Raw genomic sequence first — 20,826 nt, forward strand, 5'->3', positions numbered from 1 at the left:
CGCTGAGTCGCGCGCACGGACAGATTGGCGGCGATGTCAGAGTTGTGCCGCCTGTCCCTGTTCCTGCCCGATGAAGAGGCGACTGCCGCGCTTGGCCGCAGGCTTGCCGGGCGGTTGAAGCCGGGTGACACCGTGCTGCTGGATGGGCCGATCGGGTCGGGCAAGACGCATCTGGCGCGCGCGCTGATCCGCGCCCGGCTGGGGCGCGACGAAGACGTGCCCTCGCCAACCTTCACGCTGGTGCAAAGCTACGAAGCGCCTGGGGCCGAGATCTGGCACGCCGACCTGTATCGCCTGACCCATCCTGACGAAGTGTTGGAACTGGGGCTGGAGGATGCTTTCGCCCGCGCGATCTGTCTGGTGGAATGGCCCGACAGGCTGGGGCGGCACCTGCCTGAGCGGGCCTTGCGACTGAGCTTTGCGGCAGAGGGCGAGGGCCGGCGGCTGGAGGCGAGCGGCCCGGCCGGGCTGGTTGCGGGGCTGGCGGCGTGAGCGGGCGGAGCGACCTTGCCGGGGCCTTCATTGCCCGTGCGGGATGGGGCGCGGCCGAGCGTCGGCATCTGGCGGGCGATGCCTCGGACCGGTCTTACGAGCGGCTGACGCTGGCCGGGCGGACGGCGGTTCTGATGGACGCTCCGCCCGGCAAGGGCGACGATCCGGCCGATTTCCTCGCCATCGCCGCGCATCTGCGCGGTCTGGGTCTTTCGGCGCCCGAGGTGCTGGCCGAGGATCTGGCGCAGGGCTTCCTGTTGCTGGAGGATCTGGGCGACGATCTGTTCGTGCGCTGCATTGCCGCCGATCCGGCGTTGGAGGTGCCGCTGATAGTCGCGGCGGCGGAGGTTCTGGCGCATCTGCAGGCCTCCCCCGCGCCAGCGGGCCTGCCCGACCTGAGTGCCGCCGATTGGGCCGAGGCGGCGGCCTTCGCGCCGGACTGGTATGGGTTTGCCGCGACGGGGGTGAAGGCGGATCGTGCCGATTTTACCGCAGAACTGGGCGAGTTGCTGGCCGCCCATGCCGACGGGCCGCGCGTTCTGATCCTGCGGGATTACCATGCGGAGAACCTACTTTGGCTGCCCGCGCGGGAGGGATTGGCGAAAGTGGGCCTTCTGGACTTCCAACTGGCGCAGATGGGGCAGCCGGGCTATGACCTCGTGTCGCTGGTGCAGGATGCGCGGCGGGATGTGGGGGCCGAGGCGGCAGAGGCCGCGGTGCGGCGCTTCATGGACCTGACCGGGGCGGAGGAGGCGGCGTTCCGGCGCGCGCTGGCCGTTCTGGGCGCGCAGCGGGCGCTGCGGATCATCGGCATCTTTGCGCGGCTCTGCCTGGTGGCGGGCAAGCCGGGCTATCTGGCGCATCTGCCGCGGGTCTGGGGGCAGCTGCGACAGAATTTGTCACACACGGCGCTTACCCGTCTGGCGAGGCTGTGCGATGCGCTGTTGCCGCCGCCGACGCCAGAGACACTTGACCGGATCCGCCAGCAATGCCCGACCAACCCCGTTCGCTGATGCTGTTTGCCGCCGGGTTCGGCACCCGGATGGGGCGGCTTACGGCCGACCGGCCGAAGCCGCTGATCGAGGTGGCGGGCAAGCCGCTGATCGACCATGCGCTTGCGCTGGCCGAGGGGGCCGGGATCGGGCGGGTCGTGGTGAACCTGCATTACCGGGGCGGGCAGCTGGCTGACCATCTGGCCGGGCGTGGCGTGGCGCTGTCGTGGGAGCGGGAGCGCATCCTGGAGACCGGCGGGGGGCTGAAGGCGGCGCTGCCGCTGTTGGGGCCGGGACCGGTCCTGATCTTGAACAGCGACGGGGTCTGGACCGGGGCGAACCCGCTGGAGGAACTGCTGGCGGCCTGGGATGGGGCGCGGATGGGGGCGCTTTTGCTGCTGTTGCCGGTGCGCGAGGCGCGCGGGCGGGACGGCAAGGGGGACTTCGCGCTGGACGGAGCGGGGCGGATTTCACGGGGGGCGGGGGGCGAGGATCAGCTTTATGTGGGCGCCTCGATCCTGGACCCGGCGGCGCTGGAGGGGATCGGGGACGAGGTGTTTTCGCTGAACCTGCCCTGGAACCGGCTGATCGCCGAGGGGCGGGCCTTTGGCGTGCAGCACAGCGGCGGGTGGTGCGATGTCGGGCATCCGGCGGGGATCGCCGAGGCCGAGGCCATGCTGCGGGAGGCCGGGCATGGCTGAGGCGCGGCTTTACGGGTTGCCGCCAGGGGCGGATTTCCCCGCTGCGCTGGTCGCGGGCCTGCGGGCGCGGATGGCGGGCGAGCCGCCCGAGGCGATGGCGCGGGTGACGCTGTTCGTGAACACGGCGCGGATGGCGCGGGCGGTGGAGGCGGCGTCCCGCGCCGGGCCGCCGGGGTTTCTGCCGCGCATCCGGCTGGTTGACCAGTTGGCCGGGATGGTGCCGCCAGGACTCCCCGCCGCCGTGCCGGGGCTGCGGCGGCGGCTGGAACTGGTGAACCTGATCTCGGCCCTGCTGGAGGCGCAACCGGATCTGGCGCCGCGATCGGCCTTGTACGACCTGGCCGACAGCCTGGTGCGGTTGATGGACGAGATGCGCGGCGAAGGCGTGGCGCCCGAGGCGCTGGCGGGGCTGGATGTCTCGGGCCATTCGGCGCACTGGGCGCGGGCGCAGGCGTTCCTGGGGATCGTGTCGCCCTTCTTCGGTCCGGAGGCCGAGCCGGATGCCACGGCGCGGCAGCGCATGGCAGCGGAACGGCTGATCACGCTGTGGGGCGAACGGCCGCCGCAAGACCCGGTGATCGTGGCGGGGTCCACCGGATCGCGCGGGACGACCTTCCTTCTGATGCAGGCGGTGGCGGCTTTGCCCAGGGGCATGATCGTGCTGCCTGGCTATGACTTCGACATGGGCCCGGCGGTCTGGGCCGGCATGGGCGATGCGCTGACGGCGGAGGACCATCCGCAGTTCCGGTTCAAGCGGCTGATGGATGCGCTTGGTCTTGGACCAGAGGCGGTGGCGGAATGGCTGCCGGGGCAGGCGCCGGACGGGGCGCGCAACCGCGTGATCTCTCTTTCCCTTCGGCCGGCGCCGGTGACGGACCAGTGGCTGGCCGAGGGGGCGCACTTGCCTGACCTGCCTAAGGCGATGGCGGGCGTCACGCTGGTAGAGGCGGAGAGCCCGCGCGCCGAGGCGGGGGCCATTGCGCTGATGCTGCGCGAGGCCGCAGAGACCGGGCGCGTTGCGGCGTTGATCACGCCGGACCGGGTGCTGTCGCGGCGGGTGGCGGTGGCCCTGGACCGGTGGGGGATTCTGCCGGATGACAGCGCGGGGATGCCGCTGGAATTGACCCCGCCGGGCCGGTTCCTGCGCCATGTCGCGCGGCTGTTCGGGCGGCGGCTGACGGGCGAGAGCCTTCTGGTGGTGTTGAAGCATCCGCTGGCGATGGCGGGGGCCGAGAGAGGGCCGCACCGGCTTCATATCGGGCACCTTGAGGATTGGCTGCGCAAAAAGGGGCCGGCCTTCCTGACGGGCGACGATCTTGTGCTGTGGGCCGAGGCGCAGAGGCCCGAGGCGGCGGATTGGGCAAGGGGGCTAGCGACGGCGCTGGACGGGGTCGAGGACACGGCTGACCTGGTGCTGTCCGAGCATGTGGCCCGCCATCGCCGTTTGGCCGAGGCATTGGCCGGTGGGGGCGTGGCGCTGTGGGAGCGGGCGGCGGGCGAGGAGGCCCTGGCGCGTTTTAGCGAGCTGGAGGCCGAGGCGGGGGTGGGCGGCCTGTTCAGCCCGGCGGATTACGCCGACCTGTTCGACGGCATCATCGCCGGAGAACTGCGCGAGGCGCTGACGGTTCATCCCACGATCCGCATCTGGGGCACGGTCGAGGCGCGGGTGCAGGGCGCTGACCTGGTGATCCTGGGCGGGCTGAACGACGGCACCTGGCCCGCACTGCCGCCGCCGGACCCCTGGGCCAACCGGCAGATGCGCAAAGAGGCTGGGCTGTTGCTGCCGGAACGGCAGGTCGGGCTTTCGGCGCATGACTATCAGCAGGCGGCAGGTGCGCGCACGGTGGTGTTGAGCCGGTCCCTGCGCGATGCCGAGGCGGAATGCGTGCCCTCGCGTTGGCTGAACCGGCTGGTGAACCTGGTGGGCGGCTTGCCCGAGCGCGGCGGGCCGGAGGCGCTGACCGCGATGCGGGCGCGGGGGGCAGAATGGTTGGCCCTGGCGGCGGAGCTTGAGCGGCCGGCGGCCGAGGTGCCGGCGGCGCCGCGGCCTGCACCCCGGCCACCGGTGGGGGTGCGGCCGAAGGCCCTGTCGCTGACGCGAATCTCGACATTGATCCGCGATCCCTACGCGATCTATGCGCGCTATGTCCTGCGGCTGAAACCCCTGGACCCTCTGCGGCGCGAGGCCGATCCCCGGCTGCGCGGCACCGCGCTGCACAAGATTCTGGAGCGGTTCGCGAAGGAGCGGCCTGCGGCCGAGACGCTGGCCGGGGCTCGGGCGCGGCTTATGGCGATTGCGACGGAGGTGCTGGAAGAGGCGGCGCCCTGGCCTGCGGCGCGGGCGCTGTGGCTGGCGCGGATCGACCGGGCGGCTGATTTCTTCCTGGCCTTCGATGCGCGGCACGGGGGCGTGCCGGTGGCGATGGAGGAAGAGGGCCGGGTGCAGCTGGCGGGGCTGGATTTCGCGCTGTTCGGAACGCCCGACCGGATCGATATCTTGCCCGATGGACGGCTGCACCTGATCGACTACAAGACCGGCGCACCGCCGACCGAGGCGCAACAACGCAGCTTCGACAAGCAGTTGCTTCTGGCGGCGGCGCTGGCCGAGCGCGGCGGGTTCAAGGCGCTTGGCCCGACCGAGGTGGCGCGGATCAGCTATGTCGGGCTGGGGTCCGACCCCAAGGAAGTGCGGACCGAGATCACGCCGGAGCTGACGGGCGAGGTCTGGGAGGGGCTGCATCGGCTGGTGGCGCGCTATGCCCTGCCGGAAACCGGGTACACGGCGCGCCGCGCGATGTTCGAGACGACCTTTCCCGGCGACTACGATCACCTGTCGCGCTTTGGCGAATGGGAGACGACCGACCGCGCCATGCCGGAGGATGTAGCATGATCGACGAGGCCACACGGGCACAGCGGCAGGCGGCGGACCCGGACCAGTCGACCTGGCTTTCGGCCAATGCGGGTTCGGGCAAGACCAAGGTGCTGACCGACCGGGTGGCGCGGCTCTTGCTGAACGGGGTGGAGCCGCAGCACATCCTGTGTCTGACCTATACCAAGGCGGCGGCAAGCGAGATGCAGAACCGCCTGTTCGCCTTCCTGGGCCGGTGGGCGATGTTGCCCGATGCCGAACTGGCGCCCATGCTGGCGGCGCTTGGCGAGGGTATCGAGGTCGGGGCCGACCGGCTGGCGGCGGCGCGTCGCTTGTTCGCCCGTGCCATCGAGACGCCGGGCGGCCTGCGGATCCTGACCATCCATTCCTTCTGCGCGGCGCTTCTTCGGCGGTTCCCGTTGGAGGCCGGGGTCGGGCCGGGCTTTCGCGAACTGGACGACCGCTCTGCCCGGCTGATGCGCGAGGAGATTGCCGAGGATCTTGCGGGTGGCCCGGGGCGGGCGGCGATGGCCGCGCTGGCGCGGATCAGCCCGTCCCTGGACCTGACGGTGTTCCTGGATCAGCTGGCCGGGTCGCGCAGCGGGCTGGAGCCGTCGCTTGGGGCGCCGGCGATCCGGGCGCTGTTCGGGTTGAGGCCCGGCGACACGCCCGAGGCGGTGGCGCGCGGTGTGATCCGGGGGGGCGAGGCGGGCTGGTGGCCCGCGATGCTGGCCGCGCTGGCGGCGGCGGAGGGGAACGATGCAAAGGCCGGGGCAAAGCTGGCTGCGGTGGACCCGGCGGCGGTGCGGTTCGGCGACCTTGCGGTGCTGGAGGAAGTGTTCCTGACCGGCGCCAAGGCCAAGGAGCCGTTCAGCGCAAAGATCGGCTCTTTCCCGACCAAGGCGACGCGGGGGGTGCTTGCCGCCATCATGCCCGAGATTGACGCCCTGATGGCGCGGGTTCAGGAGGCGCGGCCCCTGCGGCTGACCCTGGCAGCGGCGGAGCGGGCGGTGGCGCTGCACGACTATGCCGCAGTGTTCCTGCCCGAATATGCGCGACGCAAGGCGCAAGGCGGCTGGCTGGATTTCGACGACCTGATCGAGCGGACCATCGCGCTCTTGACCGACCCGTCGGTGGCGGCCTGGGTGCTGTACCGGCTGGACGGCGGCATCGACCATATCCTCGTGGACGAGGCGCAGGACACGAGCCCCGAGCAATGGCAGGTGATCGAACTTCTGGCGGCTGAGTTCACCAGCGGCGCGGGCGCGCGGGACGAGGGCCGCACCCTGTTCGTGGTGGGGGACCGCAAGCAATCCATCTATTCCTTCCAGGGCGCGGATGTGGCGGCGTTCGAGGAGAAGCGGCAGGCATTCAAGGCGAAGATCGAGGCTGTGGGCCGGCCGTTCCAGTCGCGCGAGCTTCTGCATTCCTTCCGGTCCTCGCCCGCGATCCTGCGGGCGGTGGATGCCGCACTTGGGCCGCTGGCGGACCCCGCGCTTGGCGGAGAGGTTCGGCACCTCGCGCAGTGGGAGGGGCTGCCGGGCCGGGTGGATCTGTGGCCCTTGATTGGCAAGGCGGAAAAGACCGAGGACGGCGACTGGACCGACCCGGTTGATCTGGTGACGGATGCGCATCACGACGCCCGGCTGGCGGCGATCATCGCGGACGAAATCGCCGCGATGATCGCGGCGGGGGTGCAGATCGACACGGGGCGCGGGGTGCGGCGGGTCCATGCCGGCGATGTGCTGATCCTGGTGCAGCGCCGGTCCACCCTGTTTGCCGAGGTGATCCGGGCCTGCAAGGCGCGGGGCCTGCCGGTGGCCGGCGCGGACCGGCTGAAGCTGGGGGCCGAGATCGCGGTGAAGGACCTGACTGCGCTCGTGGCCTTTCTGGCCACGCCGGATGACGACCTGTCGCTAGCCGCCGTTCTGCGCTCGCCGCTGTGCGGGTGGAACGAGGGCGATCTGTTCCGGCTTGCGCAGCCGCGTCCGGGACGGCTGTGGCAGGCGCTGCGGGGGATGGCGGCGGCGCCCGGGCTTTCAATGTTGCACGACATGCGCGATCAGGCCGATTTCCTGCGGCCCTTCGAGCTGATCGACCGAGTGCTGACGCGGCATGACGGGCGGCGCAAGCTGGTCGCACGGCTGGGACCGGAGGCCGAGGATGGCATCGACGAGTTGCTCAACCAGGCTTTGGCCTATGAACAGGTCGACGTGCCCAGCCTGACCGGGTTCCTGGCCTGGCTCGGGTCGGACGAGATCGAGGTCAAGCGCCGGATGGAGGGCGAGGGCGACCGCATCCGGGTGATGACGGTGCATGGCGCCAAGGGGCTGGAGGCGCCGATCGTCATCCTGCCGGATACCGCGGACCGGCGGCCAAGGGACAGTGACCTGATCGTGTCGCTGGCAGGCGGGCAGTCGGTGTGGCGGATGCCGGCCGAGGAAAGCCCGCCGGCGATTGCTGCGGCGCAGGCGGCGCGGCGGGCGGCTGCGGCGGCCGAGAACCTGCGGCTGCTTTACGTGGCAATGACGCGGGCGAAGTCCTGGCTGATCGTCTGCGGTGCGGGCGTGGCGGACAGTGAGGGCGCCTGGCACCGGATCATCGCGGCGGGGCTTTCTGGCCTGGGCGCCGTGCCCCTGCGCGACGGGCGGCTCAGGCTGGCGCATGGCGCGTGGCCGGAGGATGCGCCGGGACATGTGGCGGCGGCTGCTGTGCGGCCGGACCTGCCGGATTGGGCGCTGCACCCCGCGCCGGCGATGGCGGGGCCCGTCCAGCCGGTGTCGCCGTCGAACCTAGGGGGCGAGAAGGCGCTGCCGGGCGAGGGCGGCTTGCCGGAAGAACTGGCCAAGGCGCGCGGCACGGCGCTGCATGCGCTCCTGGAGCATATGCCGTTGTTGCCGCCCTCGGATTGGCCGGCGCTGGCGCGCGACCTTGTGGCCGATCCGGCCGAGCGGCAGCTGTTGATGAACGAGGCCGAGACGGTGCTGGCGCATGGCGCGTTGTTCGGGGCAGGTTCGCTGGCTGAGGTGCCGGTGACGGCGCGGCTGGCGGGCAAGCCTCTTTTCGGCATCATCGACCGTCTGGTGGTGGGGCCGGATCATGTGCTGGCGGTGGATTACAAGTCGAACCGCGTTGTACCGGCGCGGCCCGAGGATGTGCCCGAGGGGCTGTTGCGCCAGATGGGCGCCTATGCCGAAGCTCTGGCGCAGATTTATCCCGACCGCCGGGTCGAGACCGCAGTTCTGTGGACGGCGCGGGCCGAACTGATGCGGCTGCCTCCCGAGATCGTGAGGGATGCGCTGGCGCGGGCCACGATAGCTTGAGCCCCGGCCCTTGACGCTGCGCATGGCCGTGCCTACCTTCGGTGGCCTTGGATTCCCCTGGAGAGCAATCATGGGCGCGAACACTGTCGCCGTCACCGATGCCACTTTCGACGAGGAAGTGCGCAAGTCCGCCATTCCCGTCGTCGTCGACTTTTGGGCCGAATGGTGCGGCCCGTGCCGCATGATCGGCCCGGCTCTGGAAGAACTGGCCGCCGAATATGCCGGCAAGGTGAAGATCGCCAAGGTCAACGTGGACGAGAACCCCGACAGCCCGGCCATGCTGGGTGTGCGCGGCATCCCGGCGCTGTTCCTGTTCAAGGATGGCCAGGTGGTGTCGAACAAGATCGGTGCCGCGCCGAAGGCCGCGCTGGCCAACTGGATCCAGTCGGCGATCTGATCGTCGCGACCGGACGGACAAGGGGCGCCTTCCGGCGCCCCTTTTCATTTCTCCATCGGCCAGCCGTGGCTGGAAAGCCGCGCGGCAAAGCGGTCCACTGCATCCTCCGCGCTGGCGTCAATCGCATGGCGGCGCAGGAACCAGTGCAGGTAGGCATTGAACGGCGGGGGCTCCGACTGGCCGAACTGGTGGAGCGCCACATCCACCCCGTCGCGCGGCACCGAAGCGGCGATGTGGTGAAAGTCGCATCGCGCGAACAGAAGCGCGGGCTTGCCGGCCGTGTAGCCGGCGAAGGCCAGAGCCGAGTTCTGCGTGACCACCGCTTCGCAAGCGAGCACCATGTCAGGCGAGGCACCGCCCAGAGTGAGGCGCGGAAAGCGGTGGCAAATCGCATCCAGTGCCTCAAGGTCCTGGGCGCTGTAGCTTTCCCTGGGGTGCAGCGTCGCGCGAAGCGGGCGCGGGTCGCGGTCGAGAAGGGTTTCGATCATGTCCAGCGGGCTCATGGACTGGAAGGACCGCGCTTCGCTCAACCGGCCCTGAAGGGCTACGAACAGAAAGCCCTCGCGAGAGACCGGCCCCGGCCCCAGAAGCTTGCGACGCAGCGACGCGGCCAGCCCCTCGCCCAGATGCGGGCCGTGGCCGCGCTGCGGAAAGGGCAGGCTGGCGACCTCCCAATCCCAGCGGTGGACGCTGCGTTCCAGCCGGAAGAACGGCTCGGCATAGGCCCGCCGCAGGACAAGACCCTTTGGTCCAATCGGAGGAGCTGTGTCCGTGATGTGGTAGGGCAGGGCCGGTGCATCGGGTGCGCGCCAATCGATGCGCCATCCCGCATCTTCCAGCGCCTGCACCAGCCGGGCAAAGCTGCGCACCCGGCCCGAGACGATGCCCGCGCGCATGTCTTCGGTGACGTGGAGAGAGGCTTCGCGCCGCATTCACCCTTCGCCCGTTGCCGGGGCCTTTGCCCCACGCCATATAGGGCGGGTTCGGCAGGAGATGCGCAATGGCGGAAGACAGGTTTCCCGGCTGGCACGGCACCACGATCCTGGGCGTGCGGCGCGGGGGCGAGGTGGTGGTGGCCGGCGATGGTCAGGTGAGCCTTGGCAACACCGTGATCAAGGGCACTGCCCGCAAGGTGCGCCGCCTGTCGCCGGGCGGGCGCGATGTGGTTGCCGGTTTCGCAGGGTCCACGGCAGATGCTTTCACCCTGCTGGAACGCCTGGAAAAGAAGCTCGAGGCGGCTCCGGGCCAACTGGCGCGGGCCTGCGTGGAGCTGGCGAAGGACTGGCGGATGGACAAGTACCTGCGCAATCTGGAGGCCATGCTGATCGTGACCGACGGGCGCGACCTGTTCGTCATCACCGGCGCCGGCGATGTGCTGGAGCCGGAGCATGACGTGGCCGCCATCGGATCGGGCGGCAATTTCGCGCTGGCTGCGGCGCGCGGGCTGATGTCCACCGATCTGTCCGCCGAAGAGATCGCCCGCAAGGCGATGGCGATAGCCGCTGAGATTTGCGTCTTCACCAACGGCAACCTGACGGTGGAGCGGATCCGGGGATGACGACCTTTCTGCGAAGGGCCGCACCGCGCGCGGTCTCTGCGAACACGCCCCCGGCAGCCGCGCCGGGTCTTTCACAGAAAGATCGTTTCAAGGGCTTTCGCCAGAAAAGCCTTTCTTTTCTGATGGGTGAAACATGACCAGCCTGACCCCCCGCGAGATCGTCTCGGAGCTTGACCGCTTTATCATCGGACAAGCCGATGCCAAGCGCGCCGTCGCCGTGGCGCTGCGCAACCGCTGGCGGCGCAAGCAGCTTGCTGCCGATATACGGGACGAGGTCTACCCCAAGAACATTCTGATGATCGGCCCGACCGGCGTGGGCAAGACCGAGATCAGCCGGCGGCTGGCCAAACTGGCGAAAGCGCCCTTCCTGAAGGTCGAGGCAACGAAGTTCACCGAGGTGGGTTATGTCGGCCGGGACGTGGAGCAGATCGTGCGCGACCTGGTGGATGCGGCCATGGTCGAGACGCGGGCGCGGATGCGCGAGGATGTGAAGGCCAAAGCGCATCGCGCGGCCGAGGACCGGGTCGTCGAGGCACTGGCCGGAAAGGACGCCCGGGAACAGACGCGCGAGATGTTCCGGGGCAAGCTGAAGCGGGGCGAACTGGACCAGACCGTGATCGAACTGGACGTGCCCGATGCGGCGCCGGCCTTCCCGATGATGGGCGGGATGCCCGGCATGGACACGCAGATGCAGGGCCTGCAGGATCTGTTCAAGGCCTTTGGCGGGCGCACCACGCGCAAGCGCATGACGGTGGCCGACAGCTATGACATCCTGATCGGGCAGGAAGCCGACAAGCTTCTGGACGACGAGGCGGTCAAGGCGGCGGCGCTGGAAGCGGTGCAGGAAAACGGCATCGTCTTCCTGGACGAGATCGACAAGATCTGCGCCCGTGCCGAAACCCGCGGCGCCGATGTCAGCCGCGAGGGCGTGCAGCGCGACCTTCTGCCGCTGATTGAGGGCACGACGGTTTCCACCAAGTACGGGCCGGTCAGGACCGACCATATTCTCTTCATCGCCTCGGGCGCCTTTCATATCGCCAAGCCGTCGGACCTGCTGCCGGAATTGCAGGGTCGCCTGCCGATCCGGGTGGAACTGCAGCCGCTGACCGAAGAGGATTTCGTCCGTATCCTGACCGAGACCGACAATGCCCTGACGCGGCAGTATTCGGCGCTGATGGCGACGGAAGAGGTGACGGTGACCTTTACCCCCGACGGCATTGCCGCGCTCGCGCGCATTGCCGCCGATGTGAATCGCAGCGTGGAAAACATCGGGGCGCGGCGGCTCTACACGGTGATGGAGCGGGTGTTCGAGGACCTGTCTTTCCACGCCCCCGACCGATCGGGCAGCGGTGTCACGGTGGATGCGGCCTTTGTCGAAACCAATGTCGGTGCGCTGGCGAAATCGGCAGATCTGTCGCGATATGTCCTGTGATGGGCCAGGCGCTTGCCGCCGCTTGAAAAAAGGGGCCCTCCTGTCCTACTGCTGATGTGTCCGGTGCCCTGTTGCCGGATTCGCGCCTGCTGACCTTCCAGGGTCCGGCCGATCATGGATCAGACCGAAAGGCTCCTGGATGCTGCGCCGCCTTGCGATCTTTGCCCTTGTGTCGATTGTCGTGGCTTGCGCGCCGCGGGGAACCATCACGCTGTACCCGGCCGCGGCCGCGATAGGCTTGGTCGAGCCGATCTTCGTGGCCACCAGCCGCGGGCGCGAGGCGGGTACCCAGATGTTCAACAATCAGCGCGACATGACGATGTCCTTCGCGCGCTTCGACATCTCGATCCCGCCGGATCGCAAGACAGGCTCTGTCACGTTTCCGCGTGGTAAGGAACCGAACCCAAAGCGCGACATGCTGACGGTGGACGAAATGCTGTTCACCAACAGCGATACGTTCCGTACCGCATTCAACCGGCATCTGGCGACCACGGCCGATCGGCGGGCCATCGTGTTCGTGCACGGGTTCAACACCAACTTCGCCGAAGGAGTGTACCGGATCGCGCAGATGAAGCACGACATGACCCTGCCGGGGACCATCGTGCATTTCTCGTGGCCATCGCTCGGCAATGCCTTCGGCTATGTGCATGACCGGGATTCGGTTGTGTTCTCGCGCGATGACCTTGAGGCCTTGATCGACACCCTGGGGAAGTCGAACGCGCGGTCGATCGTGCTGATGGCCCATTCCATGGGCACCTACCTGGCGATGGAAACTTTGCGCAGCATGGCGTTGCGCGGCGACAGTCCGGGCTTCCGCAAGCTGGAAGCGGTGATCCTGATCTCGCCCGACATCGACGTGGACGTGTTCAAGACCCAGATCAGGGTGCTCGACCCGGTGCCCGAGCCTTTTGTCATCTTCGGCTCGCCGCGCGACAAGGCGCTGAAATTGTCGTCCCTTCTGGTGGCTGAACCGGCGCGTCTTGGCAACCTGAAGGACGTCTCGGTGCTGGACGGCCTCCCGGTGACCTATATCGACGTGCAGGCCTTCAAGGATGGGTCCAGTCACTTCCCCTTGGCGACCTCGCCCGACCTGATCCAGGTGATGAATGGCTTTGCCGATGCCGACAGCTGGCTGAACGCAGACGAGGGCCGCACGGCGAACCCGCTATACGGGCTTCTGAAGGCTGCGGGCAAGGCGTCCGAGATCGTGCTGGCCCCCGCCAACCTGGTCAGCGAAGCCATCACCTCGGCGGGCACCGAGCGCACGTTCGAAGTGCCGGCGGACGCGGCGACCCTGGCGCCGCCCACCACCAGCCCCAGCCAGTAGGGCGGTGGAACAGGCGCCCAACCCGGGCCTCAGGCCCGGGCTGCGGCCTCAGTTCCTGCCGTCAGGAAGGCAAAGCCGCAGGGTGAGATCGTCACTCGATCCCCATGCACAGCCGACCCGTGCGACGGGCCGATCAGCCCGCTTGCCCCCGTGACGGTCACGCTCACCGGGTGGTGCGACAGGTTGAACAGACACAGCACGCTGTCCGCCCCGCCATCGCGCCGGAAGGCCAGCACCGGCCCCTCGACATCGAAAAACTGCGTGCGGCCCCGCATCAGCGCGGCCGAGCCTCTGCGGAATGCAATCATAGCGCGGTAGAATTCCAGGACCGATCCCGCCACGCCCTCTTGGCTGGCCACATTACGCGCCAGTTGCGGCGCCTTGACCGGAAGCCAGGGCTTGCCCGTGGTGAAGCCACCGTTGGGCGTGCCGTCCCAGACCATCGGCGTGCGCGTGTTGTCGCGGCCCACGGGCTCGGGCCAGAAGTTGATGCCCTGCGGATCGACCAACTCGTCGAACTCAAGCTGGGTGTCGGTCTGGCCGATCTCTTCGCCCTGCCACAGGCAGACCGAGCCCTCGAAGGACAGAAGCAGCGCGGCCGCCAGCTTTGCCACGGAATCTTGTCCCGTGCCCTGCTTCATCCAGCGGCTGACGTGGCGCACGACATCGTGGTTGGAAAACGCCCACATCGGCCAGCCATCCGGCGCCCCGGTGAAGAAGCTTTCGATCCGGTCACGGAAGAAGACGGGCGTGAAGCCATAGCCCATCATCTCGAAGCTGTAGCATTGGTGCAGACGGCCAGGCGCGGTGTACTCGCCCATCATGCGGATGGCGTGGTGGCTTTCGCCCATCTCGCCCACGCTCGTCGCGCCGAATTCGTCCAGCAGTGCGCGCACCCGTTCCAGCCACAACAGGTTCTCGGGCTGGTTCTTCGAGAAGATATGGTACTGCATTTCATAGGGGTTGCCGTCGGGCTTGTCCTTCTTGCGCCAGTCGGCAGGGTCCGACCGCAGCTTGGCGTCGTGGAAGAAGAAGTTCACCGTGTCGAAGCGGAACCCGTCCACGCCGCGTTCCAGCCAGAACCGCATGTTGGCGAGGTGCCAGTCCTGCACATCGCGATTGTGGAAATTCATGTCCGGCTGTTCGGCCAGGAAGTTGTGAAAATAGTACTGCTTGCGCCGCGCGTCCCAGGTCCAGGCGCTGCCCCCAAAGACGGACAGCCAGTTGTTGGGCGGCGTGCCGTCGTGCTGCGGATCGGCCCAGACATACCAGTCGGCCTTGGGGTTGTCGCGCGAGGACCGGCTCTCCTTGAAGAAGGGGTGCTGGTCCGAGGAATGGTTCAGCACCTGGTCGATGATGACCTTCAGCCCCAGCTCATGCGCCCGGGCGATCATCGCATCGAAATCGGCCAGCGTGCCGTAGGGCGGATCGACGTCGCAATAATCGCTCACGTCATAGCCGAAGTCCTTCTGAGGAGACTTGAAGAAGGGCGAAAGCCAGACGGCATCGGCGCCCAGACGGGCGATATGCTCCAGCCTTCGGGTGATGCCCGCCAGATCGCCCACGCCATCCCCGTTCGAATCCTGAAACGACCGGGGATAGACCTGATAGGTCACCGAGCCGCGCCACCAATCCTGCATCAAAACCTCCGCCCAAAGCGTTTCGGAAGCAGGATAGCGACCTGCAACCGGAAGGAACAGCCCGCAGGTTCTGGCGTGGCTTGCCCCGTGGCATCGCCTTGCTAGGATCAAGCCCATGGGGGCCGGCGCAGCGCTTGGTGCAGGCTCCGACCATCCCGCAGGAGCCGCCATGCCAGATGATGCCTTTGCCTCGGTGCAATATCTGAACCTCGATCCGGGCTACTATGTGCGCGAGGACATCTGGCAGCGCGAGCGGCGCGAGATCTTTGCGCGGACCTGGCAATTCATGGGTCCCGCCTCTTCGGTGGCCGAGCCGGGGCGATACCTCGCAATTGACATTGCCGGAACCCCGGTCTTTGCCCTGCGCGGTCGCGATGGGGTTCTGCGCGGGTTCCGCAACGTCTGCCGTCATCGGGGGGCGAAGCTTCTGGCCGATGGTACAGGAAGCTGCGGTCTGGTGGTCTGTCCCTATCACAAGTGGTCCTTCGCCGACACGGGACGGCTGGTGCAGGCACCCTGGTATGGCCGCGACCCGGCCATCGTGCCCGAGGACTGGCCACTGGAGCCGGTTTACCTTTCCGAATGGCGCGGCCTTCTGTTCGCCGCGCTGGACCCGGTGCAGGACCTCCTGTCCCAACTTGGCGCCTTGCCGGCGGAACTTTCCGGCGAGCCCATGGAAAGCTATGTCGCGACCGACAGCGCGACCGTCAGCTTCGACGCGAACTGGAAGGTCTATACCGACAACTTCGTCGAGGGCTACCACATCCCCGGCACGCACCCCTCGTTCTTCGCCGCCATCGACTTCGAGGCCTTCGAGACCACGGCCCATGACGGGTTTGTTCGCATGACTGCGCCCCCGCGCGAAGGCCTGTTCTATCGCGGCAAATGGCTGTGGATGTGGCCGAACTGGACGCTATCGCTGTTCGAAGGCGGCATGAACGTCAGCCGGATCAACCCGACCAGCGTGCACCGCACGGACCAGCACTACAGCTTCTTCTTCGCCGACACGTCCGAAGGTGGGGCGAGGGCCAGGGCGCGGTCGGTCGAAGGTACGCTGGCCGTGGTGCGCGAAGACTACCAGGTCTGCGTCGAGACGCACGGCAACTACGTGGCCGGGGCCTATACGCCGGGTCCGTTGTCGGGCCGGCACGAAAAGGGCGTGCGCTATTTTCAGGAGCGTGTGGCGGCGGCGTTGGCCGGCTAAGCCGTCGGAAGCGGTGATTGTATCCATCACGAAATAGCGATTGACCCTGCCAGGGCGCGGGCGCAGGTTCCGCCCTCGCGGACAGGAGGTCGTCATGGCAAGGGCATCGCTCATAACCCCCGTGCTGGTCGCGGGTTGCGTGGTCATCATGATCTCGTTCGCGATCCGGGCGAGCTTCGGGATGTTCCAACTGCCCATCGCCGAAGAATTCGGCTGGCCGCGGGCCGAGTTTTCGCTGGCCATTGCCATCCAGAACCTCGCCTGGGGCATCGGCCAGCCACTTTTCGGCGCGGTGGCCGAGAAGTTCGGCGACCGCAAGGCGCTGATCGCCGGGGCTCTGGTCTATGCGGCGGGCCTGGTGCTTTCGGCTTTCGCCATGACGCCGGGCCAGATGCAGATGCTGGAAATCCTCGTGGGCTTCGGCATCGCCGGCACCGGCTTTGGCGTCGTGCTGGCCGTGGTCGGCCGGGCGTCGTCGCCGGAAAACCGGTCGATGTCGCTTGGCATCGTCACCGCCGCCGGGTCGATGGGTCAGGTGATCGGTGCGCCGCTGGCCGAGATCCTTATGGGCTTCATGCCCTGGCAAAGCGTGTTCATGATCTTTGCCGCGATGATCCTGTGCACACTCTTCGCGCTGCCCTTCATGCGCGCGCCCAAGCTCGCCAGCCGCGCCGAGCTGGAGGAGAGCATGGGGGTCGTGCTGAAGCGCGCCTTCCGCGACCCGTCCTATATCCTGATCTTCCTGGGCTTCTTTTCCTGCGGCTATCAGCTGGCCTTCATGACGGCACATTTCCCGGCCTTCATCGCGGAAAGCTGCGGCCCGATCGCGGCGGGCTCAATGCTGGCGGGGTTGGGCATCACCACCACCTCGGCGCTTGGCGCTGTTGCCATCGCCACCATCGGGCTTGCCAATATCGCGGGCACCCTGGCGGCAGGTTGGCTGGGCAACCGGTTCCCGAAGAAGTACCTCCTTTCCGCTGTCTATACCGGCCGGACCATCGCCGCGGCCTGGTTCATCCTTGTGCCCATGACGCCGGGCACGGTGCTTCTGTTCTCGCTGGTGATGGGGTCCTTGTGGCTGGCGACGGTGCCGCTGACCTCGGGCCTGGTCGCCCATATCTACGGGCTGCGCTACATGGGGACGCTTTACGGCTTTGTCTTCCTCAGCCACCAGATCGGCGGGTTCCTGGGAGTCTGGCTGGGCGGGAAGATGTACGACATCACCGGCAACTACACGACGGTCTGGTGGATCGGCGTCGGCGTCGGGGCCTTCTCGGCGCTGGTGAACTTGCCGATCCGCGAGAAGCCGCTTCAGACGTTGCGGCCGGCGGCCGCCTGACATGAAGGCTGGCATCGTCGCGCTGGTCCTGGGCTATGTGCTCAGCCAGTTCTACCGGGCCTTCCTGGCCGTCCTGTCACCTGCGTTGCAGGCCGATCTGGGGATCGGGCCGTCTGTCCTGGCCGATGCCTCGGCACTTTGGTTCCTGGCCTTCGCCCTCGCGCAGTTGCCGGTGGGATGGGCGCTGGACCGGATCGGGCCGCGCCGCACGGCCTCGGTCCTGCTGGCGCTTGGCGGGGCCGGGGGCGCGGCGGTGTTCGCCATGGCGGGCGGGCCGGGGGCGATCCTGGTCGCCATGGCGCTGATCGGGCTGGGCTGCGCGCCCGTGCTGATGGCCAGCTACTACATCTTTGCCCGTAGCTTTTCGCCCGCGGTCTTTGGCACGCTGGCCGGGGCGGTGATCGGGTTCGGGTCATTGGGCAACATCGCGGGCTCCGCGCCGCTGGCCTGGGCGGCAGAGGCCTGGGGCTGGCGGGCCACCGTCGCGGGCGTGGGCGGGCTGACGCTGGTGGTGGCGGTGGCGATCGCAGGGCTTGTGCGCGACCCGCCGGCCTTGCCGCCAGGGCCGAAGGGGCGGCTCATGGACCTGCTGGCCATGCCGGCGCTGTGGCCGATCCTGATCATGATGGTGGTCTGCTATGCCCCCGCCGCGGCGTTGAGGGGGCTTTGGGCGGGACCCTATGCGGCCGATGTGTTCGGGGCGGATGCGGACGGGATCGGGCGGGTCACGCTGGTCATGGGGCTGGCCATGATCGCGGGGAACTTTGCCTATGGGCCGATGGAGCGGGTGCTGGGGTCGCGGAAGTGGTTGGTGATGGGGGGGAACCTTCTGGTGCTGGCCTGCCTTGTGGCGCTGTGGGCCTGGCCGGCGCGGAGCCTTTGGCTGTCGACCGCGCTGCTGGCGGGGGTGGGGTTCTTCGGGGCCTCGTTCCCGATGGTCATCGCCCATGGCCGGGCCTTCCTACCCGCCGCGCTGACCGGGCGGGGGGTGACGCTTCTGAACCTTTTCGGGATCGCTGCCACGGGGATGGTGCAGATGGCCACGGGGCGGGTCTATGGGGCACTTGCGGGGGAGGACCCGGCGCGGCCCTTCGCGGCGATCTTCGGGCTTTGTGCGGTGTTCCTGGCCCTGGGGCTGGTGGTCTATGCCCGGTCGCGGGACCGGACCGACTGAGGCGTCCGAGCTCGGACGCTTGGCAGATGCAATTAAAATCAAGTACTTGGAAATTCTGATTAACGATTTCTTCAGAGTTGTCCGAGGTTCGCGTCCAGGCGGATTTCGGTGCAATTCAAGGTTGGCGGCCGTGCATCACCATATTGCCTTTCGGTCCAAGGACAGGTGACCTGCTGTCTGCCCTGATGTTCGAGACCTGAGCCGCCATGATCGTCTTCATCCGAGAGTTCAACGACCGCAAGAAGGCCGTCTTCGCGGCTCTTGCCGCGGCGGCCGGGGGCGGGCGCGGGGTGCTGGTGCCCCTGTCCTTCCGCGACCGTCCCGAGACTGCGGCGCGGGTGGATGCGGCGCTGTCGCGGGCCAAGCGGCGGCCGAAGGGTCTGTCGGGCTGGATGAAACGGCAGTGGCTGCGGGGAGCCTACAACTGGGCGCGCGGGCATTTCGCGGCGCATCCCGACCGGGTGGCGGTGGCCTGGAACGGCATGGGCGGGCAGCGCATGGCTTTCCTCATGGGCGCGCGCGATGCCGGGGCGGCCACGTTGTACGCAGAGCTTGCGCCCTTGCCGGGGCGGATCACGCTGGATCCGGCGGGGGTGAATGCGGAAAGTTCGGTGCCGCGCGATGCGGGCTTTTTCCGTGACTGGGCCGGGGACCGCCCCGACCGGACGGGCGAAGGCTGGCGCGCGATGGGGGCGGGCCTTGTGGCGCGGCCCTCGCGGCGGGCGGATGTGGGGCAATCGGCGGCGGCGCTGCCGGACGCTCCCTTCCTGTTCTGCCCCTTGCAGGTGCCGACGGACAGCCAGGTCACGCTGTTTGCCGGATGGAGCGGCGGGATGGAGGGGTTCCTGGCCGCCCTGACGGAGGCCGCGTCGCACATGCCCGAGGGTTGGCATCTGCGGCTGAAGGAACATCCGTCATCGCGCGTGGCGCTTGGCCCGATGCTGGAGCCGCTGGTCGCCACGGGGCGGGCGGTGATCGACAACGGATCGGACAGCTTTGCCCAGGTGGCGGCGAGCCGCGGGGTGGTGACGCTGAACTCCTCGATGGGGTTGCAGGCCTTCTTCCACGACAAGCCGGTTGTGGTGCTGGGCCGGGCCTTCTTTGCGCGCGACGGGCTGGTGAGCCCGGCAGGGGATCAGGCGGCGCTGAACCGGCTGTTCGCCGATCCGGCGGCGCTGGCCTTTGACCCGGCCGACCGGGCGCGCTTCATGAACTGGCTGGATCAGGTTTACTACCCACGCTTCGACCCTGCGGCGCCCGACCCCGCCGCGCTGGCGCCCTGGCTGGACCGGGCGCGGCTTACTCGCTGATCCGTGGGGCGACCAGCAGGATCGCCAGGTCTTCAGGCGGGGTCCAGTCGGTCTTTGTCACCTCGAACCGGGTGGGGCTGACCTTCTTCAGCCCCGGCATGCAGACCGAGAGGGCATTCACCGGATCGCCCTTGTCGAGCACCAGGTGGAAGCGGCCGATGGGACCCGCCCAGGAATTGGCGGTACGAAGGACATAGCGCAGGTAGTAGGCCGCGCCCCAGTAGCCGTGTTCGCCATCGCTGTCGCCGGCCTTCAGGGTGGACATGATCTTCCGTCCCGTCGGGCCGTCGATGCAGTAGCTGTCGGCAAGCGAGCGCTGGTAGTCCTCTTTTGCCGGCCATTCGAAGGTGAAGACGCTGCCTTCGGGATAGTTCTCGTATTCGTGCCGGACGCGGGTTTCCTTCCCCGCGGGGAAGGTTTGCGTCCAGTGATAGCGCAACACGACCGACCAGGCGGGCATTGGTACAGGGTCGGCGTCGTCCCAGGGGCTTTGCGCGATGAGCCCTGCGTCGCGGAGCTGCTGGATCTGCGACCGGGGAAGCCTGGCAAGAACGGCCCGGATTTCCTCGACATCCAGTGTCAGCGGGATGCCCATGCGGGTAAGCAGGGCGCTGATGTCCCGGCCGGGGGTGTCGTATTGCACAGAGGCCGGGCGCTTCCACGCATCGGGGTCCTCGACCACGGCGACATGGTCGATGCCGACCTTCTGCCGCTTGCCGTCCACGGTGGCGCGGAAGTTCAGAAGATCGGTGCGGCTGCGATCTTCGGGCAAGTTCCAGCTGCTCATTTCCAGCGACATCAGATTGATCGGGGGCAGCGGGAAGATGACCTCGCCGGTCACGTTCTGTGCGGTCACGTTGCGGAAGGTATAATCCACGGCGATGCGGTCGGGGCTGATGAACAGGTCTTCGGACACCATCGCCACGGCCTCGGTCTGACCGAAGGTCAGGCCGGTGGCGGAAAGCCCGCCCCAGCCGTCATTGGCGAGCGCCGGCAGCGGCAGGAGGGCGAGGGCGGCAAGCAGGCGGCGCATGGGGAATCCTTGGCGGGCAGGCGGTTGCGGCCATG

The 20,826-nt window shown here is 68.2% G+C and carries 16 protein-coding genes; 13 read left to right on the forward strand and 3 right to left on the reverse strand.

What is annotated here, in order from left to right; genetic code table 11:
- Positions 1–33: 33 nt before the first annotated feature.
- The 6 genes from tsaE (at position 34) to trxA (ending at position 8,774) form a co-directional block, all read left to right on the forward strand.
- Positions 34–492 carry a tRNA (adenosine(37)-N6)-threonylcarbamoyltransferase complex ATPase subunit type 1 TsaE gene (tsaE, locus tag JO391_RS19690; protein WP_220662093.1) on the forward strand — a complete coding sequence of 153 codons (459 nt, stop codon included), beginning with the start codon at positions 34–36 and terminating at the stop codon, positions 490–492.
- Complete coding sequence (locus JO391_RS19695; protein ID WP_220662094.1) at positions 489–1,505, forward strand: aminoglycoside phosphotransferase family protein; 1,017 nt, start codon at positions 489–491, stop codon at positions 1,503–1,505. Before tsaE ends, JO391_RS19695 begins: the two co-directional genes overlap by 4 nt.
- Positions 1,481–2,185 (forward strand): nucleotidyltransferase family protein, encoded by a 705-nt coding sequence (locus JO391_RS19700; RefSeq protein WP_220662095.1) that lies wholly within the window; start codon positions 1,481–1,483, stop codon positions 2,183–2,185. Before JO391_RS19695 ends, JO391_RS19700 begins: the two co-directional genes overlap by 25 nt.
- On the forward strand, positions 2,178–5,075 hold the full coding sequence (gene addB, locus JO391_RS19705) for a double-strand break repair protein AddB (RefSeq protein ID WP_220662096.1): 2,898 nt from the start codon (positions 2,178–2,180) through the stop codon (positions 5,073–5,075). The genes JO391_RS19700 and addB overlap by 8 nt, the downstream gene beginning before the upstream one ends.
- On the forward strand, positions 5,072–8,377 hold the full coding sequence (addA, locus tag JO391_RS19710; RefSeq protein ID WP_220662097.1) for a double-strand break repair helicase AddA: 3,306 nt from the start codon (positions 5,072–5,074) through the stop codon (positions 8,375–8,377). The genes addB and addA overlap by 4 nt, the downstream gene beginning before the upstream one ends.
- Before the next feature lie 70 nt (positions 8,378–8,447).
- Positions 8,448–8,774 (forward strand): thioredoxin, encoded by a 327-nt coding sequence (gene trxA / locus JO391_RS19715; RefSeq protein ID WP_220662098.1) that lies wholly within the window; start codon positions 8,448–8,450, stop codon positions 8,772–8,774.
- Between the two features lie 44 nt (positions 8,775–8,818).
- Here the strand turns inward: trxA and JO391_RS19720 are convergent, their stop codons facing one another.
- On the reverse strand, positions 8,819–9,706 hold the full coding sequence (locus JO391_RS19720; protein WP_220662099.1) for a hypothetical protein: 888 nt from the start codon (positions 9,704–9,706) through the stop codon (positions 8,819–8,821).
- A 68-nt stretch (positions 9,707–9,774) separates the two neighbouring features.
- On the opposite strand from JO391_RS19720, the gene hslV reads away from it, so the two are divergent.
- The 3 genes from hslV (at position 9,775) to JO391_RS19735 (ending at position 13,091) form a co-directional block, all read left to right on the forward strand.
- Complete coding sequence (gene hslV / locus JO391_RS19725; RefSeq protein WP_220662100.1) at positions 9,775–10,332, forward strand: ATP-dependent protease subunit HslV; 558 nt, start codon at positions 9,775–9,777, stop codon at positions 10,330–10,332.
- 133 nt (positions 10,333–10,465) lie between these two features.
- A complete protein-coding gene (gene hslU, locus JO391_RS19730) occupies positions 10,466–11,764 on the forward strand; it encodes an ATP-dependent protease ATPase subunit HslU (protein ID WP_220662101.1) in 1,299 nt (432 codons plus the stop codon).
- A 139-nt stretch (positions 11,765–11,903) separates the two neighbouring features.
- On the forward strand, positions 11,904–13,091 hold the full coding sequence (locus tag JO391_RS19735; protein ID WP_220662102.1) for an alpha/beta hydrolase: 1,188 nt from the start codon (positions 11,904–11,906) through the stop codon (positions 13,089–13,091).
- A 29-nt stretch (positions 13,092–13,120) separates the two neighbouring features.
- Here JO391_RS19735 and JO391_RS19740 read toward each other — a convergent pair whose 3' ends face one another.
- Positions 13,121–14,731 carry an alpha-glucosidase gene (locus tag JO391_RS19740; protein WP_220662103.1) on the reverse strand — a complete coding sequence of 537 codons (1,611 nt, stop codon included), beginning with the start codon at positions 14,729–14,731 and terminating at the stop codon, positions 13,121–13,123.
- 169 nt (positions 14,732–14,900) lie between these two features.
- Here JO391_RS19740 and JO391_RS19745 point away from each other — a divergent pair, with 169 nt between their 5' ends.
- The 4 genes from JO391_RS19745 (at position 14,901) to JO391_RS19760 (ending at position 19,758) form a co-directional block, all read left to right on the forward strand.
- A complete protein-coding gene (locus tag JO391_RS19745; RefSeq protein ID WP_220662104.1) occupies positions 14,901–15,935 on the forward strand; it encodes an aromatic ring-hydroxylating oxygenase subunit alpha in 1,035 nt (344 codons plus the stop codon).
- Between the two features lie 94 nt (positions 15,936–16,029).
- Complete coding sequence (locus JO391_RS19750) at positions 16,030–17,274, forward strand: MFS transporter (RefSeq protein WP_220662105.1); 1,245 nt, start codon at positions 16,030–16,032, stop codon at positions 17,272–17,274.
- A gap of 1 nt (position 17,275) precedes the next feature.
- Positions 17,276–18,448 carry an MFS transporter gene (locus JO391_RS19755; RefSeq protein ID WP_220662106.1) on the forward strand — a complete coding sequence of 391 codons (1,173 nt, stop codon included), beginning with the start codon at positions 17,276–17,278 and terminating at the stop codon, positions 18,446–18,448.
- 206 nt (positions 18,449–18,654) lie between these two features.
- Positions 18,655–19,758, forward strand: a complete 1,104-nt coding sequence (locus JO391_RS19760) for a capsular polysaccharide export protein, LipB/KpsS family (protein WP_220662107.1) — start codon at positions 18,655–18,657, stop codon at positions 19,756–19,758.
- Here JO391_RS19760 and JO391_RS19765 read toward each other — a convergent pair.
- On the reverse strand, positions 19,748–20,791 hold the full coding sequence (locus tag JO391_RS19765) for a DUF4424 family protein (protein ID WP_220662108.1): 1,044 nt from the start codon (positions 20,789–20,791) through the stop codon (positions 19,748–19,750). The genes JO391_RS19760 and JO391_RS19765 overlap by 11 nt on opposite strands.
- Positions 20,792–20,826 lie beyond the last annotated feature (35 nt).

It is taken from the genome of Neotabrizicola shimadae, from assembly GCF_019623905.1.
Taxonomy (GTDB): domain Bacteria; phylum Pseudomonadota; class Alphaproteobacteria; order Rhodobacterales; family Rhodobacteraceae; genus Neotabrizicola; species Neotabrizicola shimadae.

Coding starts and splice junctions, on each gene's coding strand:
- JO391_RS19760 (WP_220662107.1), top strand. CDS start 18,655: ATGATCGTCTTCATCCGAGAGTTCAACGACCGCAAGAAGGCCGTCTTC.
- JO391_RS19750 (WP_220662105.1), top strand. CDS start 16,030: ATGGCAAGGGCATCGCTCATAACCCCCGTGCTGGTCGCGGGTTGCGTG.
- trxA (WP_220662098.1), top strand. CDS start 8,448: ATGGGCGCGAACACTGTCGCCGTCACCGATGCCACTTTCGACGAGGAA.
- tsaE (WP_220662093.1), top strand. CDS start 34: ATGTCAGAGTTGTGCCGCCTGTCCCTGTTCCTGCCCGATGAAGAGGCG.
- JO391_RS19700 (WP_220662095.1), top strand. CDS start 1,481: ATGCCCGACCAACCCCGTTCGCTGATGCTGTTTGCCGCCGGGTTCGGC.
- JO391_RS19735 (WP_220662102.1), top strand. CDS start 11,904: ATGCTGCGCCGCCTTGCGATCTTTGCCCTTGTGTCGATTGTCGTGGCT.
- JO391_RS19755 (WP_220662106.1), top strand. CDS start 17,276: ATGAAGGCTGGCATCGTCGCGCTGGTCCTGGGCTATGTGCTCAGCCAG.
- hslU (WP_220662101.1), top strand. CDS start 10,466: ATGACCAGCCTGACCCCCCGCGAGATCGTCTCGGAGCTTGACCGCTTT.
- hslV (WP_220662100.1), top strand. CDS start 9,775: ATGGCGGAAGACAGGTTTCCCGGCTGGCACGGCACCACGATCCTGGGC.
- addA (WP_220662097.1), top strand. CDS start 5,072: ATGATCGACGAGGCCACACGGGCACAGCGGCAGGCGGCGGACCCGGAC.
- addB (WP_220662096.1), top strand. CDS start 2,178: ATGGCTGAGGCGCGGCTTTACGGGTTGCCGCCAGGGGCGGATTTCCCC.
- JO391_RS19765 (WP_220662108.1), bottom strand. CDS start 20,791: ATGCGCCGCCTGCTTGCCGCCCTCGCCCTCCTGCCGCTGCCGGCGCTC.
- JO391_RS19740 (WP_220662103.1), bottom strand. CDS start 14,731: ATGCAGGATTGGTGGCGCGGCTCGGTGACCTATCAGGTCTATCCCCGG.
- JO391_RS19720 (WP_220662099.1), bottom strand. CDS start 9,706: ATGCGGCGCGAAGCCTCTCTCCACGTCACCGAAGACATGCGCGCGGGC.
- JO391_RS19745 (WP_220662104.1), top strand. CDS start 14,901: ATGCCAGATGATGCCTTTGCCTCGGTGCAATATCTGAACCTCGATCCG.